The 16,992-nt window shown below is 41.9% G+C and carries 16 protein-coding genes; 6 read left to right on the forward strand and 10 right to left on the reverse strand.

The window, feature by feature from the left end; genetic code table 11:
* Window positions 1-408 precede the first annotated feature (408 nt).
* The 8 genes from IDJ75_RS17950 to IDJ75_RS17985 form a co-directional block, all read right to left on the reverse strand.
* Window positions 409-1,998, reverse strand: coding sequence for a cysteine peptidase family C39 domain-containing protein (locus tag IDJ75_RS17950; protein ID WP_191177025.1), 1,590 nt, complete (start codon window positions 1,996-1,998; stop codon window positions 409-411).
* 327 nt (window positions 1,999-2,325) lie between these two features.
* Complete coding sequence (locus IDJ75_RS17955; RefSeq protein ID WP_191177026.1) at window positions 2,326-3,471, reverse strand: TlpA family protein disulfide reductase; 1,146 nt, start codon at window positions 3,469-3,471, stop codon at window positions 2,326-2,328.
* Window positions 3,472-3,526: 55 nt separating this feature from the next.
* Window positions 3,527-3,862 carry a hypothetical protein gene (locus tag IDJ75_RS17960; RefSeq protein ID WP_191177027.1) on the reverse strand — a complete coding sequence of 112 codons (336 nt, stop codon included), beginning with the start codon at window positions 3,860-3,862 and terminating at the stop codon, window positions 3,527-3,529.
* A gap of 78 nt (window positions 3,863-3,940) precedes the next feature.
* Complete coding sequence (locus IDJ75_RS17965; protein ID WP_191177028.1) at window positions 3,941-4,102, reverse strand: hypothetical protein; 162 nt, start codon at window positions 4,100-4,102, stop codon at window positions 3,941-3,943.
* A gap of 310 nt (window positions 4,103-4,412) precedes the next feature.
* Entirely contained in the window at window positions 4,413-5,921 is a 1,509-nt protein-coding gene (locus tag IDJ75_RS17970; protein ID WP_191177029.1) for a redoxin domain-containing protein, read from the reverse strand.
* A gap of 74 nt (window positions 5,922-5,995) precedes the next feature.
* Window positions 5,996-6,211 (reverse strand): hypothetical protein, encoded by a 216-nt coding sequence (locus tag IDJ75_RS17975; protein WP_191177030.1) that lies wholly within the window; start codon window positions 6,209-6,211, stop codon window positions 5,996-5,998.
* Between the two features lie 138 nt (window positions 6,212-6,349).
* Window positions 6,350-6,511 carry a hypothetical protein gene (locus IDJ75_RS17980; protein WP_191177031.1) on the reverse strand — a complete coding sequence of 54 codons (162 nt, stop codon included), beginning with the start codon at window positions 6,509-6,511 and terminating at the stop codon, window positions 6,350-6,352.
* Window positions 6,512-6,693: 182 nt separating this feature from the next.
* On the reverse strand, window positions 6,694-7,053 hold the full coding sequence (locus tag IDJ75_RS17985) for a glycoside hydrolase (RefSeq protein WP_191177032.1): 360 nt from the start codon (window positions 7,051-7,053) through the stop codon (window positions 6,694-6,696).
* 132 nt (window positions 7,054-7,185) lie between these two features.
* Between IDJ75_RS17985 and IDJ75_RS17990 the strand changes: the two genes are divergently transcribed.
* Complete coding sequence (locus IDJ75_RS17990; RefSeq protein WP_191177033.1) at window positions 7,186-8,184, forward strand: phosphotransferase enzyme family protein; 999 nt, start codon at window positions 7,186-7,188, stop codon at window positions 8,182-8,184.
* Between the two features lie 3 nt (window positions 8,185-8,187).
* On the forward strand, window positions 8,188-9,051 hold the full coding sequence (locus IDJ75_RS17995; protein ID WP_191177034.1) for an NAD(P)-dependent oxidoreductase: 864 nt from the start codon (window positions 8,188-8,190) through the stop codon (window positions 9,049-9,051).
* 1 nt (window position 9,052) lies between these two features.
* Here the strand turns inward: IDJ75_RS17995 and IDJ75_RS18000 are convergent, their stop codons facing one another.
* Window positions 9,053-9,877: a hypothetical protein gene (locus tag IDJ75_RS18000; RefSeq protein WP_191177035.1), complete on the reverse strand. Its 825-nt coding sequence runs from the start codon at window positions 9,875-9,877 to the stop codon at window positions 9,053-9,055.
* 221 nt (window positions 9,878-10,098) lie between these two features.
* Between IDJ75_RS18000 and ispG the strand changes: the two genes are divergently transcribed.
* Window positions 10,099-12,105 (forward strand): (E)-4-hydroxy-3-methylbut-2-enyl-diphosphate synthase, encoded by a 2,007-nt coding sequence (ispG, locus tag IDJ75_RS18005; RefSeq protein ID WP_191177036.1) that lies wholly within the window; start codon window positions 10,099-10,101, stop codon window positions 12,103-12,105.
* A gap of 64 nt (window positions 12,106-12,169) precedes the next feature.
* Here ispG and IDJ75_RS18010 read toward each other — a convergent pair whose 3' ends face one another.
* Entirely contained in the window at window positions 12,170-12,481 is a 312-nt protein-coding gene (locus IDJ75_RS18010) for a hypothetical protein (RefSeq protein WP_191177037.1), read from the reverse strand.
* 240 nt (window positions 12,482-12,721) lie between these two features.
* Between IDJ75_RS18010 and IDJ75_RS18015 the strand changes: the two genes are divergently transcribed.
* From IDJ75_RS18015 to dnaK, 3 genes are all read left to right on the forward strand, one after another.
* Entirely contained in the window at window positions 12,722-13,846 is a 1,125-nt protein-coding gene (locus IDJ75_RS18015) for a sensor histidine kinase (protein WP_191177038.1), read from the forward strand.
* Window positions 13,843-14,574, forward strand: coding sequence for a LytR/AlgR family response regulator transcription factor (locus IDJ75_RS18020; RefSeq protein WP_191177039.1), 732 nt, complete (start codon window positions 13,843-13,845; stop codon window positions 14,572-14,574). The genes IDJ75_RS18015 and IDJ75_RS18020 overlap by 4 nt, the downstream gene beginning before the upstream one ends.
* Window positions 14,575-14,945: 371 nt before the next feature.
* Window positions 14,946-16,853, forward strand: coding sequence for a molecular chaperone DnaK (gene dnaK / locus IDJ75_RS18025; protein ID WP_191177040.1), 1,908 nt, complete (start codon window positions 14,946-14,948; stop codon window positions 16,851-16,853).
* The last annotated feature ends 139 nt before the right edge of the window (window positions 16,854-16,992 follow it).

A 16,992-nucleotide genomic window follows, 5' to 3' on the forward strand; every position in this document is an offset into this window, starting at 1 on the left:
CCATAAATACCTGTATAGCCGTGTGATCTGCAATAGTTTTGCGAATCAACGAGTGAATTACAACAAACCCCATAGAATGATATAACATCACTTAATGGATCTGATGATACGCCACACGATACATAGTTTTCGCACAAAATTGGCCCTGGTTGTGTTGGATCCGGCGGAAGGCCACCACCCAAAACGTGTTTCATCTCAACCCTGCTGAGTTTCATAAATTTCGACATAAAATAAAAATTTAATAATTAACTACCTTTGCCGTAACCACGCCCCGGCAATTAGGCTGCATATATGTTAAAGTGCATGCTCCTTTACTTTCGCGAGAAGTTTATTTTATTGCTATCCTTTTAAATATTCATAATTTTAAGGCAGGGCGTGGCTTTTTGCACCCCTCCCTAAAAGTTTTTTTTATTGCTGCACCAGCAGGTATTTAATATCTTGTATGCGGTAAACATCCGGTAAACGATGCCCGTTAATTAGGAGGGTGGGAGTGGCCCTTACTTCGGCCAGGTTGCACCATTCCTGTTGCCTGTCAAGCTTGTAATATTTTGTTTCGTCGAGGGTTACAGGGTGTGCTTTGGCCCAGGCATCGTAATCTTTGTGTTTTTGATCGTACCAGTCGTTAAGGGCTTGTTTTACCTTGCTTTTATCAGCCAGTTCATTTAATGCCATCAGGTGCCTGGTTACGGGTGTTTTAAGATCGGCATCCGTGTTATTGGCCGTAAATACAAGCCGTACCTGTATATCGGGGTTACGGTTTAGCCATTCATCCAAAACATGGTGAGTTTTGGCACATGGCGGGCAGTAGGGGTTGCTTACCATAGTGATGATATTACCGGCTTCAACGTTGCCTAAAACAATACTCCAGTCTTCGGCCGGTACAGCATATTTGGGCTGCTCTTTTAGGGCGGTGTTAAACAAGTCGGTGTTATATTTAAAATCGCGCAGCTGGCCTTTAAGCGTGTTTAATTGTTGTGATTTTAGCAGCAATGGCTTTAACAACAGCCACAGCCCAACAGGCAGGGTAAGGCAAATAAGCAATCCGGCAAGTTCCGTAAGGTTTAAAAGCTGGAACGGCGCGTTTAAAAACCCCACCATAGGTATAAACTCCAGCCAAAGCAAGGCCTGCACGGTACAGCATAAAACACACCATTGTTTGGCAACACGCGCCTGGTGATAGATAGAGTATACGGTATAAGGCAAACTAATAATATTGAGTATTGCCAAAGCCTGTAGCATGGCAGTATTTGTACCTGCAAACAGCAGGGCCAGCCAGGTACCTGTAAAGTAGAAAAAGCCCACCTCGCTCCAGCTAAGGCCATCAAAAACATTGGCGGCTTTGGATGCCAGGATGGCGTTACAATTGGTTTTACCGCCGCCGCCGCAAAGCGTTTGCACCAGCGGGTTGTTACGATCTATACTTTGTATAAGCAACAATACCGAAACGGTAACCCCGCCGGTTTTAAACAACGCCGCCAGCATAGTTTGCCAGCTGCTAAATATTGGGGAGAAGGTTATGATTGATGCTAAAAGCGCAAAGGCCAGCAAACCTAATGCAAGGGTATAACGCAGCCCGGTGGTATTAAAACCACTGCTTTTTTTAACAGATGCGGTTTCGGGCATTTCTACAGCCAGCACCACGCCGGTAAACGAATTGGCAAAATCATCAAAACTTAGGGTGTAGTTTTTGCGGCTTTGGTCGGTAGCGGTAACCTGCTTTGCGGATATGGCGGTGATGAGCAAAAACTCCGAACCCGACTTATTGGTGTGGGCAATAAAAGGTACGGGTACTTCGGGCAGTTCGTCCTTAGTGATGCGGTACGCGCCCGATTCGATGCCAAAATTGGTAAGCACATCATTTAGGGCCAGCAGGTTTGGGTAATCGGGGTGGATGTTTAGTTCGTCGGTTATTTGTTCGGCGGTAACTGATGGATCGATAATTTTGACTAATTCAATGAGTACCGCGTCGGCATTTGGGCGTTTGTAAAAGATAGACATAGGCTGTTTGCTTGGTTCAATAAACTTATTTATTTAAAAGCAACAAACCAATAAGTATTTTAAAATCACGTAGTTTTACGTGGTTTTTGAGGGGTATGTAATGTGTTTTTGACTTTAGTGAAAGTGAAATATTTTTTTACGCATTAAATGGTATGTTTAAAGAAAATGTGCGAATTGCAGGCAACTTACTATAGGAAGAGCCCGGCTTGCCCGGCCTTGCGAAAAAAGCTATTTTATATTTTAAGCATGTTTTCCAGGTTGTCTAATTTAACGTTGCGGCCAATAAGTTGGCCCTTGTTATTTAGTAGATAACCTTTCTCTATCCAATTAATTGTTTGATTTTAAAAACTGCTCAAGTTGTTCGCCATAAATATTTCTTCCTACAATATTACCCTGTTGATCAACCAGTATATTTGCCGGAATTTCTTTTAGATTGAGAAACTTTGCAAGCGGCGAATTAGTAGCTTTAAGATCAGAGTACTGTGGCCATCTTATTTTATCTTCCCTGATCGCTTTTTTCCATAATGAAACACCATTGTCTAAAGAGAACCCAATAATTTTCAACCCTTTTTTTGCATACTCATTCTCTTTACCGCGTAGTTCAATGTTTATCAACCTGCACGGGCCGCACCAACTTGCCCAAAGTTCAATCAGTGTAAAACGCTGCCTGGTATAAAATTTTTTGTTAAGTTGTTCAACTTTCCCAAGGGTATCAACAACATTTATTGAGGGGATGGCTTTCTGCTCATCGGCAGCCAACTTTAAATCGGTGGGGTTATCCAGATTTTTTAACAGTTTTAGTTTTTCAAAAAGTTCCTTACCATAGATACTGCTTTTTATTTTAAAAGAGAGCTCATTGTATGATGCTATATAGTTTTTATACGAAAAATCAGGCGCGGCTGGTAGTAAATAAGCTGTAGCCGGGTTATCGGGCGCATCTTTTGCGAGCTTTGTATAAGCGTTTCTGATCAGGGAATCTATACCCGCTGCCTTTTTTTTATACGCTAAAGCAGATGTTTCATTTATAGCCGAATCAGCTTTGTTCAGGTAATGCGCTTTCTGTTGATAAAGAGCTACCTGGTTATTTACAAAATTGTGCCATGTGTTATGGATGCGGGAATTAGTTTGGATAGCTGTTTCATATACATACCGGCCCGGACTAATTTCTTTTAGAATAAGTTGAGTATTATACACACTGCTATCCAAAAAAAACTTCAGCCCTGAGCCTTTAAATTCGAGCATCCCGGCATCGGGCTCAATAATTTCGCCTTTTATATAAAAGGTGTTGTTTTTAATTACCGAATGAAACGTTTTTTTTTGTTTGCTTACTGCCAAAAAAATGGTGTCTCCATTATTTAAAGCACTGGTAATACCCGGTAGATTTTTTACTTCACCCTTTATTTCAAAAACAACCTGTGCCTGTATCGCTGATGAAAACAGAATAAATACTAAAATTAATTTAAGATACTTCATAGATTTAAATTGATAACTATTGCATGCTAACCAGCATACAATAGCTATTTAAAATTTATTGTGGGGTACTCGATGCGTAAGTAGATGAATAGGCAGAACATAATGGTGCCCCATCACAGGCTGCTTTACAAGAGGATGAACAATCACCCTCACTAGCAGATGCGCTTGCCGGCAGGGGGTAATCCACTTTTACATTTTGTGCACCAGTTAATGTACACGAACATGATTTAGTGCCCGTTCCTCCTCCACAATTTGGATCGCCCGGCATACATAATCCTCCTAATACATTTTTCATCTCAGCTCTGCTGAGTTTGTTAAATTTTGACATAAAAACAACGTTGTAATTTAGTTTTTCTTTGCCGTAACCACGCCCCGGCAAATTTGGCTGCATGTATTTTTAAAGTGCATGCTTCTTTACTTTCGCGAGAAGTTTCTTTTATTGCTGTACCCTCAGGTATTTAATATATCATTACAGGCAGGGCGTGGTTTTTATAAACCACGCTGTATCCTTTAAAAAATTCATTAATGTATTGCTGAACAATATTTGCCCGGCAGGTGTGGCCGGTGTTAAAGTGCCGAACGGGCACCAGGGAGTTTGCAAAAAGTTGACATAGGCTGTTGCTTGGTTCAATAAACTTATTTATTTAAAAGCAACAAACCAATAAGTATTTTAAAATCACGTAGTTTTACGTGGTTTTAAGCGAGATGTATAAATGGTTGTTATTTTTAACAAAATATATTTAATCTATGATTATAAAATATAATATTTAGGGAAATGTCATAAGGTTGCCGGTAATTAAAAGCAGTAGCGCCCGGATTGTCATGCCTTGAAAAAACCTATTTTACACTCTTTAGCATTTTTTCCAAGCCATTTAAATCAACATTGCGCCCAATGAGTTCGCCTTTAAGTAATAAATGCGTCTATCAAGGTCTTGCTTAGTTTATTTTAATAATGAAGCTATCATCAACTCCAACGTACGGCGGTTGCTATTATTGATACGAAAATTTCTGAAAACAATCTTTCCATCTTTATCTATCAGGAAATTTTCAGGCTCACTCTGCACATTGTAGTATTTAGCAGCAAAGTCTGTACTGCCGCGTAATGGGATGAAGGAATATTTATTGTTTTTCATAAAAGGCATCACATAAGCATCTTGACCGGGAAATACATTTATACCTAAGTACGAGACATTTTCGCCTTTGAATTTATCAATCACAACCTGGAAATGCGGAAACTCCTCCTTACAGGGCCCACAACCAGGAAACCAAAAAGTCAGCAATACTACTTTCCCTTTCAGGTTGTTCAAATTTAACTTGCTGTTACTGGTATAAAGGCCCAACTCAAATGGATAAGCAGGAACTGCTATATTATTCCTAATATTCTGAATATCTTTATCCACTTGCTTTTTATCCTTTCCAATTTTCTTTCCATACAATTCAAGAGCCGCATAAAGCTCGTCAGTAGGTAATTTTGCAAATTTTACAGCCAGGGTGTCATATGCAGTTTTAACGTAACCGGCTTTTTCCAACAGATGAGCTTTCTTTAACGCAATAAAATCATCAATGTAATTAAACTTTGGAAGTTTTACTTGTTTAAGTTCCGTAAGGGCATCTTTGTAGTTTTGATTTTGCTCTGATTTATTAATCATTATTAATGATTCTGCCACTTGTTTTCTAATCTTCCAATCCTGGCTATCCCCCATCTCGTTTATTAAAGCTATAGCCTTTTCAGGTTTAGTTTGCAGATAAATATCGGCTAATGCTATCATCCCCGACGATGACCAGTCAAATTTTTGAGGCGGATATAATTTGCGGAGATCTTCGAAATATTGTGTTCTTTCATCAAGATCAGTGGCATCTTCCCCCAACCAATATAAAGCCTGGGCACCACGTTCATTTTCCGGGAAGCGTTTAACAAACTCAAAGACTTTCTGTTTATATTTTGAGGGATCGCTATCCTTAAAAGACGTAAGATAACCATACGCATAAAGGGCATTTGAAGAATCGGCGAGAGCGGCTTTTTTCATATATTCATTTGACAGATCGTTTTGTCCCCTCATGCCGGCATCCGCCGAAAGCATAAACCATACTTTAGCGTTTTTGGGTTCCATTGCGGCTGCCTTTAGCAAATACTCTTTTGCTTGCGGCATTTCGGCTCTATAATATACTGTACCAAAGGCCAACGGAATATTTATATTTTCTGGATATTTTTTTATCCATACTTTGTATTGGGATATAAGAAGAGGGTTATTTAATCCCATTGCGTATATATAGGCTTTGTATGCGCTCTGACTATTCGGATCGGCCTCAACCGCTGTTTGGGCTTTTTTAATTTCTTCAGGGGATGCTGGCCCAGTTCGGACAGGTGCTTGGGCAAAAACCAACCCGGAAGAACATAGTGTAATTAATAAAACTACATATACCACATATTTCAATTTATTATTCATCATTACGTTTGATTACAATCATAAAAACAGAAACTTTAATAAACAAGGCTGGCTGTTTAAGCCAGCCTTGTTTATTTTTATGCACAATAATTATAATAAAAATTGGCATCTTTTGGACACTTCTTCGAATAACAACTTTTTCCAACCGCACAGGTTCCTAAGGTTCCCCCACATTCATTATCAGGGCAATCCTCACCTCCGCCGCCATCACCTGGTTCAATAGGCCCACCACCATAAGTTCCACCTAAAACATCTCTCATCTCAGCTCTGCTGAGTTTGTTAAATTTAGACATAAATAAAGTTTATAATTTAGTTTTCTTTGCCGTAACCACGCCTCGGCAATTTTGGCTGCATGTTTTTTAAAGTCCATGCTTCTTTACTTTCGCGAGAAGTTTCTTTTATTGCTGTACCCTCAGGTATTTAATATATCATTACAGGCAGGGCGTGGTTTTTATAAACCACGCTGTATCCTTTAAAAAATTCATTAATGTATTGCTGAACAATATTTGCCCGGCAGGTGTGGCCGGTGCTAAAGTGCCGAACGGGCACCAGGGAGTTTGCAAAAAGTTGACATAGGCTGTTGCTTGGTTCAATAAACTTATTTATTTAAAAGCAACAAACCAATAAATATTTTAAAATCACGTAGTTTTACGTGGTTTTTGAGGGGTGAATTACGGAGTTGTTAATTTAAAAGAATTCTTATTTTGCCCTTGTGTTAAAAATAAAAAAGCCCCGCGATATGCAGGGCTTTTAGCAAGTATTTGTTTGCGGGTAACTACTTATCGCGTTTAACAACAAAGTGCGAGCTGCTGCCGCCAAAATCAATATCCATAGCGCACGAGTCGGCATAGGCTTTGCCCTTGTGCGGGTAATCGGTACCTGATACGTTTACGCTGAACGAAAACTCATCACCTTTAATTTTACCGTTGTCAATGGGTACTTCGCCCATTTGCGATACTGCTGTACCGGTAAGTTTTTCGCCATCAACCTTAAAGGTGTAAGCTACATCAATGGCGTTACCATCAGGGGTGGTAATGGCACCTTTCCATTTACCATTTAAATCGGCAAAAACAGCTGCCATACATATCATAAAGCAGCAGGATAACAGAGCTGTTGTAAAAATCTTTCTTTTCATATTGGGTTTAATTTTGTAATTACTAAATGTAAATATTATTATTAAAAAAATGAAGCCCTATAAATTTAACTTCTCGCCATTGCCAAAAAGCAATGGCGATTTTGTTTCTTTGTAGCCCTCAAAATTTATAGCATGCAAAATTTCCCTGTTATTAGTTCAATTCTTTCTGCAACACCCGTTGGTTTATTTTTGCAGGATAAGTATCAGTTTAGCGTTAATGCAACCTGTAAGCTGCTAAAAACCGGCATTAACCATAGTTATTTAATAACTGATGGGGCTAGTAATTTTGTGTTCAGGCTTTATAGCTTAAACTGGCGCAACCAAACAGAAATAAGGGAAGAGATAAAGCTGTTGAATTTGCTGCGTGATAACAACATCCCGGTATCATATCCCCTAAAAGATGCTGCCGGGGATTATATACAAACCTTAAATGCGCCCGAGGGAAACCGTTATGGCGTACTATTTTCATCCGAAGGCGAAAAGCAGCTTAACTTTTCTACAGATCTGCATCACAAAATTGGCGAAACCATGGCCCGTATTCACCATGTTACGCACAATTTGCAATTGCAGCGGGTAACTTATACTCCGCAGGTTTTATTGAAGGATTCGTTTGAGCGGTTAAAACAATTTCTGCCCGCTGATACTGACGAAATGCAATGGATGGCAGCAACACAAAAATATTTATTGGATGAATTGGCGATGGCCGATGCCGGTAAATTAAGGCAGGGTGTAGTACATATGGATATCTGGTTCGATAATCTGAACATCACTGAAGATGGCGAGGTCACCATATTCGATTTTGATTTTTGCGGCAACGGTTGGCTGTGTTTGGACCTGGCTTATTACATTTTGCAACTGCACAGCACCGAAAAAGTTGAAGCCGAACGCGATGAAAAGTTAAAAAGCTTTTTGGCAGGATACGAGTCTATCGCAAAAATAAGCGACGAAGAAAAGCGACTGTTACCTATGCTTGGCGTAAGTATGTATTTCTTTTACCTGGGGATAAAATGCCAAAGGTTTGATAATTGGGCGAACGTGTTTTTGAACGCGACATATTTGAAACGGTTTATTAATCTGCTGGTAAAAAAATACTTTGACGAAAACGTTGTTAAGGCTATAAACGTTAACTAGATCATGACAAACACAACAAAAATAGGCTGGATAGGCCTTGGCTTAATGGGGAACCCTATGTCGCAGCAATTGTTAAAGGCGGGTTACCCGGTAACGGTTTATAATCGCCACAAGGATAAAGAAGCTGAGTTGAAAGAGCAGGGCGCCACTACAGCATCAACCCCAAAAGAACTGATTGAGAAAACCGATGTGGTGATCATTATGGTTACCGACGATAAGGCCATCCGCGAGATATTTGAGGGCGGGAATGGTTTGCTCAAGGCGGATGTAAGTAATAAGGTTATTATCAATATGAGCACGGTATCGCCGGCTATCAGTAAGGAGATGGCAGCGCTTTGTACATCAAAAAGCCTGCAATACCTGGATGCCCCGGTATCGGGCAGTGTTAAACAAGCCGAAACCGCCCAACTGGTTATTATGGCCGGTGGCGATACTGATGCGTTTGAACGGGTAAAACCTATACTTGAAAAGATAGGTAAACTGGTTATGAACGTTGGTGCTATTGGTTCAGGTAATGCTGCAAAACTGGCTATAAATACTTTACTAAGCTTTTACACACAAGGCCTGGCCGAAGCACTTATCCTGGCAAAAAATAACGGTATTGAGCCGGAGGTTTTATTGAACCTTTTAAGTAACGCCGCCATTGCCAACCCATACACTAAACTAAAGGGTGATGCTATTGTAAATGATAACTTTAAAGCAGCGTTCAGCCTTAAAAATATTGTGAAGGACCTTAAGCTCTCGCGGGATATAGGATTGACAACGCCATTGGGTGAAGCCGCATTAAAAACGTTTGAAGCTGCCGTTCCCAAACATGGCGATGAAGACCTGATCGCTATCTATAAATATCTGGATAAAGGGGAGTAGGTTACTCCCTTTTGCGTTTTAATGAGTACGATGGCTTGTTAGATTTTACCTGTTCGGCGCTATCATATAAGCTCAGTGTTTTTTTATTAATAATAAACGAGTAAGCTTTTTGCCCTTTGCCATTAAGGTTAAATATGATCTCGTCATGGCTGTGGTCCGGGTCGGCTATCATGTCGTTTTGTACGTAGTAGGTAGTTAAGCCGGGTAGGCCGCTTACTTTGCCATCGTCGGTAAATACAGCATATATCTTTTTGCCGGCTGCATCTGTGCCCTCATACTTACCCGATAGGATGGCCTTATTGATAGCCATGCTCATTCCTGCGGCCAGGCCGCCAGCCGGTTTATCAGGCATTATTTTAATGTACTGGGCGGTAGCAGTTTCTTTGGTTTGCGGGTTATAATGATAAATGATGAGCGTGGTGTCGCCGTTTTTAAGTTTATAACTCAGTTCATCATTACCAAATTCAATAGTAGTAGTGTTTTTACCCGGCTGAAAGTTTAGAGAAACATTGGCACCTTCGTGGTTATTTAAAACAACGGGTACCATAATGCTGTCGCCTTTAAGCTGGGCGGTATCAATATACATAATGGTAACGCCGGTGCCATTATCAACCGCTTCTAAGGGCGATTTGCTCTTCTTTACCTTTTTAATGTAGTCTTTTTTTACCCACATGCCGTTTATCAGGGGTTTAAACTGATGCAGTAAAGCCTGGCTTTGATCCAGCGGTTTGCCGGTGCCGGTTGTATCCTGGTCGGTATCGGCGGTTTTGCTTTTGCACGATAGAAATATACTGAGTATAAGCAGGGGGCAGATAATTCTTTTCATGTAAACGTATTGGTTAACCCCAAGGTAATGAATTATGGCGTTATACACAGTTTAAAACGGTTTTTATAGATAAAAGTTGTATGGTATTTTATGTAATACTGTTGTTTTACCAGCATGTATTTTAGTTTGTTCAGCATCAGTATTGAATTATGACAAGATAGCAACGTTTTAACTTCAAACTTCTTTCGTATTTTTGCATCTTATTAATTCCATCCCTGCAAATGAATGCTGATGCTGTGAAAATGCTGCAAGGCCGTTACTGTAACTCATTAACCGATTATTCGCGTTTTGTGACCCGCGAGGTTGCCATCGGCGATGTGCCAATGGGCGGCAATAACCCTATCCGTATCCAAAGCATGACCACAACCGACACCATGGATACCATAGGTACGGTTGAGCAAACCATCCGCATGGTTGATGCCGGTTGCGAGTATGTACGCATCACCGCACCCAGCATTAAAGAAGCAAACAACCTTGCCGAGATAAAAAAGCAACTGCGCCAGCGTGGTTACAATGTACCGCTGGTTGCCGATATACATTTTACCCCCAATGCGGCCGAGGTAGCCGCCCGTATTGTTGAAAAGGTACGCGTAAACCCCGGCAACTACGCCGATAAAAAGAAATTTGACCAAATAGAATATACCGACCTGGAATACCAGGGCGAGCTTGACCGTATCTTTCAGAAATTTACCCCGCTGGTAAACATCTGTAAAGAATATGGTACTGCCATGCGTATTGGCACCAACCATGGTTCGTTGAGCGACCGTATTATGAGCCGCTACGGCGATACCCCGCAGGGCATGGTAGAGAGCGCTATGGAGTTTATCCGCATGTGCGAAACATTGGGGTATTATAGCCTGGTGGTGAGCATGAAGAGCAGTAACCCGCAGGTAATGGTACAGGCCTACCGCCTGCTGGTGCAAACCATGGTGGCCGAAGGGATGAACTACCCGCTGCACCTGGGCGTAACCGAAGCCGGCGACGGCGAGGATGGCCGCATCAAATCTGCCGTGGGCATAGGTACTTTACTGGAAGATGGCCTGGGCGATACCGTACGGGTTTCCCTTACCGAAGAACCCGAAGCCGAGGCCCCGGTGGCCATTGCATTGGTGAAGAGATATACGGAGAGAAGTCAAAAGTCAAAAGTCGAAAGTCAAAAACCGGCTCAAGACTTAGAGCTTCAGACTTCAAACTTAAAATACTCTCCTTACGAATACAAAAAACGCGACACCTACGAGGCTAACGCCTTTATAGGCGGGCACATGGTGCCCAGGGTGGTGGTTGATCTGTCGCAAGCTAATTTAAAAGACCCTGCAGTGATGAATGATGCAGGCTACCTGTATTCGGCCCTGCTTGATAAATATAACATGGCCGAGCAATCGGTAGATTTTGTTTACCTGGGCGATAGCCTGCCATCGTTTACCTTACCGGGTAACCTTAAGCAGCTTTATCATTACCCAACCTGGCAAAAACTGGTTAATAAAACCCTTTGCCACCCGGTGTTCGCCCTGGATGAATATATACAGGCCGGTACCGACCGTACATCAGCGTTGAACCTGGTCCGCATAAAAAATGCCGATCTGGAATCAGAAGCATTCGGGTTGATCCCGCTTGATAGATCGCTGGTTTTTGTGCTGGAGACTGACGAACTGCATGGTATGGCCGACCAGCGCGCTTTTTTCCTGAAACTACAGGAAATGGAGCTGGATGTGCCGGTTATTGTTAAACGCGGATACTCTTTTGATACTGAGGACTTAGAGCTTAATACTCAAGACTTACAACTATTTGCAGGTACCGATCTCGGCGCTTTATTGGTTGATGGTTTTGGCGACGGCATCTGGATAGATGCGCCACAGGTACCAACCTGTGTTATTACGTCAACCGCTTTTGGCATACTGCAGGCAACCCGTTCGCGTATCTCAAAAACAGAATATATATCCTGCCCAAGTTGCGGGCGCACACTGTTCGACCTCATGATAACTACGCAGATGATCCGCAGCCGTACAAGTCACCTTAAAGGGCTTAAGATCGGCATCATGGGCTGCATTGTAAATGGCCCCGGCGAAATGGCCGATGCTGATTATGGCTACGTTGGCTCGGGTACGGATAAGGTAACCTTATACCGCGGGCAGCAGGCTGTTAAGAAGAATATCAGTTCGGCCAATGCGTTAGATGAACTCATCGGCATCATCAAAGGCGATGGTAACTGGATAGAACCTGCCGAATAAAAATAAGAGAGCCTGCCTCGCGCCGGCTCTCTCTTCACTTAACTGTTTTTCAAAAAAAACTTCTTTATTGTTTTATGCTTAATGCCAGGCCTAACAGGTTGGCATTTTTTATATCACTGCGCTGTGCATAAAGTTTTTCGCAGGCAAGGTTAAGTGCCTCACGTACGTATTTCTTTTTTACATCAAGTTTGCCGTAAATGGTTTCCTGGTAAATAAGCTGTGATTTATTATCATAAAACTTTACCGTGTTAATTTTAGGCTGATAAACAGTGCTTTCTACCACCCACGAAACAGGTTGTGGTACCGATGGCGTTTGGGCATAAGTATTAGTGGCATATATCGCAATAGCGGTTAATGTTATCATGAGTTTTTTCATACTGTTTGTTTTAAAATGATGAAACTAAAATATCAGTGTATCAAACCATTAAAAAGGCAAAGCGATATAAACCGGCTAATTGCCTACAAACGGTAACTTATTGGATATGATAAGCGTCTGTATAGTAAATACTAACACAAGGGTTAATAACGATGCAGTCTGTCTTTAATAACGTGCCGTTTGTCGATTTTAGGGGATACCCCGTTATATTTTGGATGCAATAGCTGTAATTTAGTGACTATGAACGCGGCGAGTTTTAAACCAGGAGATCTGCATATACCCCGGGTGTTGCAGCATATTATTTTTTGGGTGCTTGTTATGCTTGCATTAACGGTTATATATTCTGTGCAGGTTAGTATGGCAGTTTCTTTCAGGAACAATCTTTTTTATGCGCCTGTACAAATTGCCTATTACTATGTAATTGCCTATTGGGTAGTGCCCGCGTATTTGTTTAAGGGGAAATACATTAAGTTTATTGTGTTATCGGTGGTTGTTGCTGTGGTATCAATGTTGCTTAGCCGTTCAAGCGGGCTAATATTTGTTATCCCCTACATGATAAAAACACAACATATCACCGACCCTGATTACCTGAGCATCAACAATAGGCCGTTTTTTCAATCGTTATTTAATACGGTAGGGCTTGTAAACGCATTTAAAGGCACCAACCTAATTATAGGTTTTGTGCTGGCCGTTAAGCTTTTTAAAATGTGGTATGAGCGTAAACAGGCTGCTTTAGAGGCCGAACTTGGTGCATTAAAAGCACAGGTACACCCTCATTTTTTGTTTAATACACTCAATAACCTTTACGCGCTAAGTTTAAACAATTCACCAAAATCGCCTGAGCTGATCCTGGGGTTGTCGGGCATATTGCGCTATATGCTTTATGAGTGCAGCACGGATGAAGTACCCTTAGAGAAAGAGGTGTTTATGATGCAGCAATATGTTAACCTTGAAAAATTGCGCTACGAAGACAGGATAGACATCAACTTTAATATCAGCGGAAACTTAAAGAATAAGCAGATAGCGCCTTTAATTATTTTGCCTTTTATTGAAAATGCCTTTAAGCATGGCGCAAGCGAAACTACCGGGCAGGTATGGGTTAATGTTGATATTGCCGTGAGGGATAACTGGGTTAAACTTAAGGTAGCAAATAATAACCCGCCTAAAAACACCCCCGGCGATATGGGGGCGGGGATTGGCTTAAGTAATGTTATTAAACGGCTAAACCTGCTTTACCCCGGTACGCATTATTTAAAAATTATGGATGAGGAAGATACCTTCCTGATTGTGCTGGATGTTGAAATGTCGCCGGTAGTGCAGCCCGCCAAACAAGCCCAATTATCAAAGCAATTAGTACCCGCATGAAAACACGTGTACTGATTGTTGATGACGAGCCTTATGCTATCGAGATCATAGAAGGCTATCTTGCTAAATTCAGCGAGATGGAACTGGTTGGCAAATACGGCGATGCCATACAAGCTTTCCAGCTATTGCAGCAAAAACCGGTAGACCTGATGTTTTTAGATATCCAGATGCCGGGCATAAAAGGTACCGACCTGCTAAGGAGCCTTAAAAACCCGCCCAAGGTTATATTTACCACCGCTTATAGCGAATATGCTTTGGAGGGCTTTGAGCTGAACGCCATAGATTACCTGTTAAAGCCCATATCGTTTGAGCGCTTTATGCGCGCTATAGATAAGGTTTACCAATTACAGGATAACAGGGCCAAAACCATGGTTGCCCATGAAGTACCGGTTGGCGACCATGAAGCCTTTATTTACCTGAAAGTTGAACGTAAAACCGTAAAGGTAAATATTAACGATATTTTATGGGTAGAAAGCCTGCGCGATTATGTGAAGGTAATTACCAAAGAGCAAACCTACATTAGCAAGCAAAAGATAAGCCTGCTGGAAGAAATGCTGCCCGAGAGTAAGTTTATACGCATCCACCGGTCGTTTTTAATAGCACTGGATAAGATAGATTCTTTTTACTCCTACCGCCTGGATATTAACGGGCATGAGTTGCCGATAGGCCGCAATTACAAGCAGGAAGTACAAAAAAGGCTAAAAGCCGGGCAGTTTCAGTTTAGTTGATATTCTTCGTTTGCTTTGCATCTATCGGTGTCGCAAGCTGAAAGCTTGCATTATGCTTTCACACAAGATACGCTGCGCTAATCTTGCGCGAGCGGGGGTTATCATAAGGTCAGCTTTCAACTGACGCAAGCTGAAAGTTTGCATTATGCTTTCACACAAGATACGCTGCGCTAATCTTGCGCGAGCAGGGTTTACTAAGTCTCAAAAGCCTCTTAAAATCCTGCCAACATGTCACCGAAAAGTAACCATGGCTGACTGTTTGGATATTAACTGACATATGCGATATATTTTTTCTGCCAAATGCATATTGGCACAGGCATTGATAAATAGGTGTAATAGCACTTAATTATTAAAAAAAATCAAATCATAATATGTCTAAAATAATTGGAATTGACTTAGGAACAACAAACTCCTGCGTAGCTGTAATGGAAGGTAACGAACCTGTAGTTATTGCTAACAGCGAGGGAAAACGTACTACGCCTTCTGTTGTGGCTTTTGTTAACGATGGTGAGCGTAAGGTTGGTGACCCTGCAAAACGCCAGGCCATTACAAACCCAACAAAAACTATTTATTCTATAAAGCGCTTTATGGGCAACAACTTTAACGAAGTTACCCAGGAAGTTGGCCGTGTACCATACAAAGTAGTTAAAGGCGACAACAACACCCCGCGTGTTGAAATTGGCGACCGTAAATATACCCCGCAAGAGATCTCTGCAATGATCCTTCAGAAAATGAAGAAAACTGCTGAGGACTTTTTGGGCCATGAAGTTACCGAAGCGGTTATTACCGTACCGGCTTATTTTAACGATGCTCAACGCCAGGCAACTAAAGAAGCCGGTGAAATTGCAGGTTTAAAGGTTCGCCGTATCATTAACGAGCCTACTGCTGCTGCCCTTGCCTACGGTTTGGATAAAGCACACAAGGATATGAAAATTGCTGTGTTTGACTGTGGTGGTGGTACGCATGACGTATCTGTACTGGAGTTGGGTGATGGCGTTTTCGAAGTAAAATCAACCGATGGTGATACTCACTTAGGCGGTGACGACTTTGACCAGGTTATTATTGACTGGATGGCAGATGAATTTAAAAGCGACGAAGGTGTTGACCTGCGTAAAGACCCAATGGCTTTGCAACGTTTAAAAGAATCTGCCGAGAAAGCTAAGATTGAATTATCAAGCTCGACTCAAACAGAGATCAACTTACCATACATTACTGCCGGTGCCGAAGGCCCTAAACACCTGGTTAAAACCTTAACCCGTGCAAAATTCGAGCAACTGGCCGATAGCCTGATCAAACGTACTATTGAGCCTTGTAAAACTGCTTTGAAAAACGCAGGTTACAGCACTTCAGATATCGACGAAGTTATCTTGGTAGGTGGTTCAACCCGTATCCCTGCTATACAGGAAGCGGTACAAAAATTCTTTGGTAAAGCGCCGTCAAAAGGTGTTAACCCTGATGAAGTTGTTGCTATTGGTGCAGCTATACAGGGTGGTGTATTAACCGGCGAGGTTAAAGATGTGTTGTTGTTAGATGTTACCCCTTTATCATTGGGTATCGAAACTATGGGTGGTGTGATGACCAAACTGATCGAATCGAACACAACTATCCCAACCAAAAAATCAGAAACATTCTCTACAGCGTCTGATAGCCAGCCATCTGTTGAGATCCACATATTACAGGGCGAGCGCCCAATGGCATCGGGTAACCGTACCATAGGCCGTTTCCACCTGGATGGTATACCACCGGCACCTCGCGGTGTTCCACAAATTGAAGTAACCTTCGATATTGATGCAAACGGTATATTACATGTATCTGCAAAAGATAAAGCTACCGGTAAAGAGCAAAAGATCCGTATCGAAGCATCATCAGGTTTAACCGATGCCGAGATCAAAAAGATGAAGGACGAAGCTGAAGCTAACGCCGACGCGGATCAAAAAGCGAAAGAAGAAGTTGAAAAACTGAACTCAGCTGATGCCCTGATCTTCTCTACCGAGAAACAATTGAAAGAGTACGGTGATAAGATCCCTGCCGATAAAAAAGGCGCTATCGAAGCCGGACTTGAGAAATTAAAAACAGCTTATGCTGCTAAAGACCTGGCTGCTATTGAGCCTGCACAGGAAGAACTGAACGCTGCATGGACTGCTGCATCTGAAGATATGTACAAAGCATCTGCCGATGGCGGTGCGCAACCGGGTGCTGACGCAGGTCAGGCTGCCGGTGGCCAACCCGAAGGTGGTGCTGACAATGTAACAGATGTTGATTTTGAAGAGGTAAAATAATTACCCCAACATATAGTAAAAAGGCTCCGAGCGATCGGGGCCTTTTTTTTTAATTTTATTCTGCGTTTATAATGGGCTTACTTTAAAGGGGAAATGATAATTCAAACCCTGTATGCTGCCAATGTTGGCGCGTTATTGC

The organism is Mucilaginibacter rigui (genome assembly GCF_014773275.1).
Lineage (GTDB): Bacteria > Bacteroidota > Bacteroidia > Sphingobacteriales > Sphingobacteriaceae > Mucilaginibacter > Mucilaginibacter rigui_A.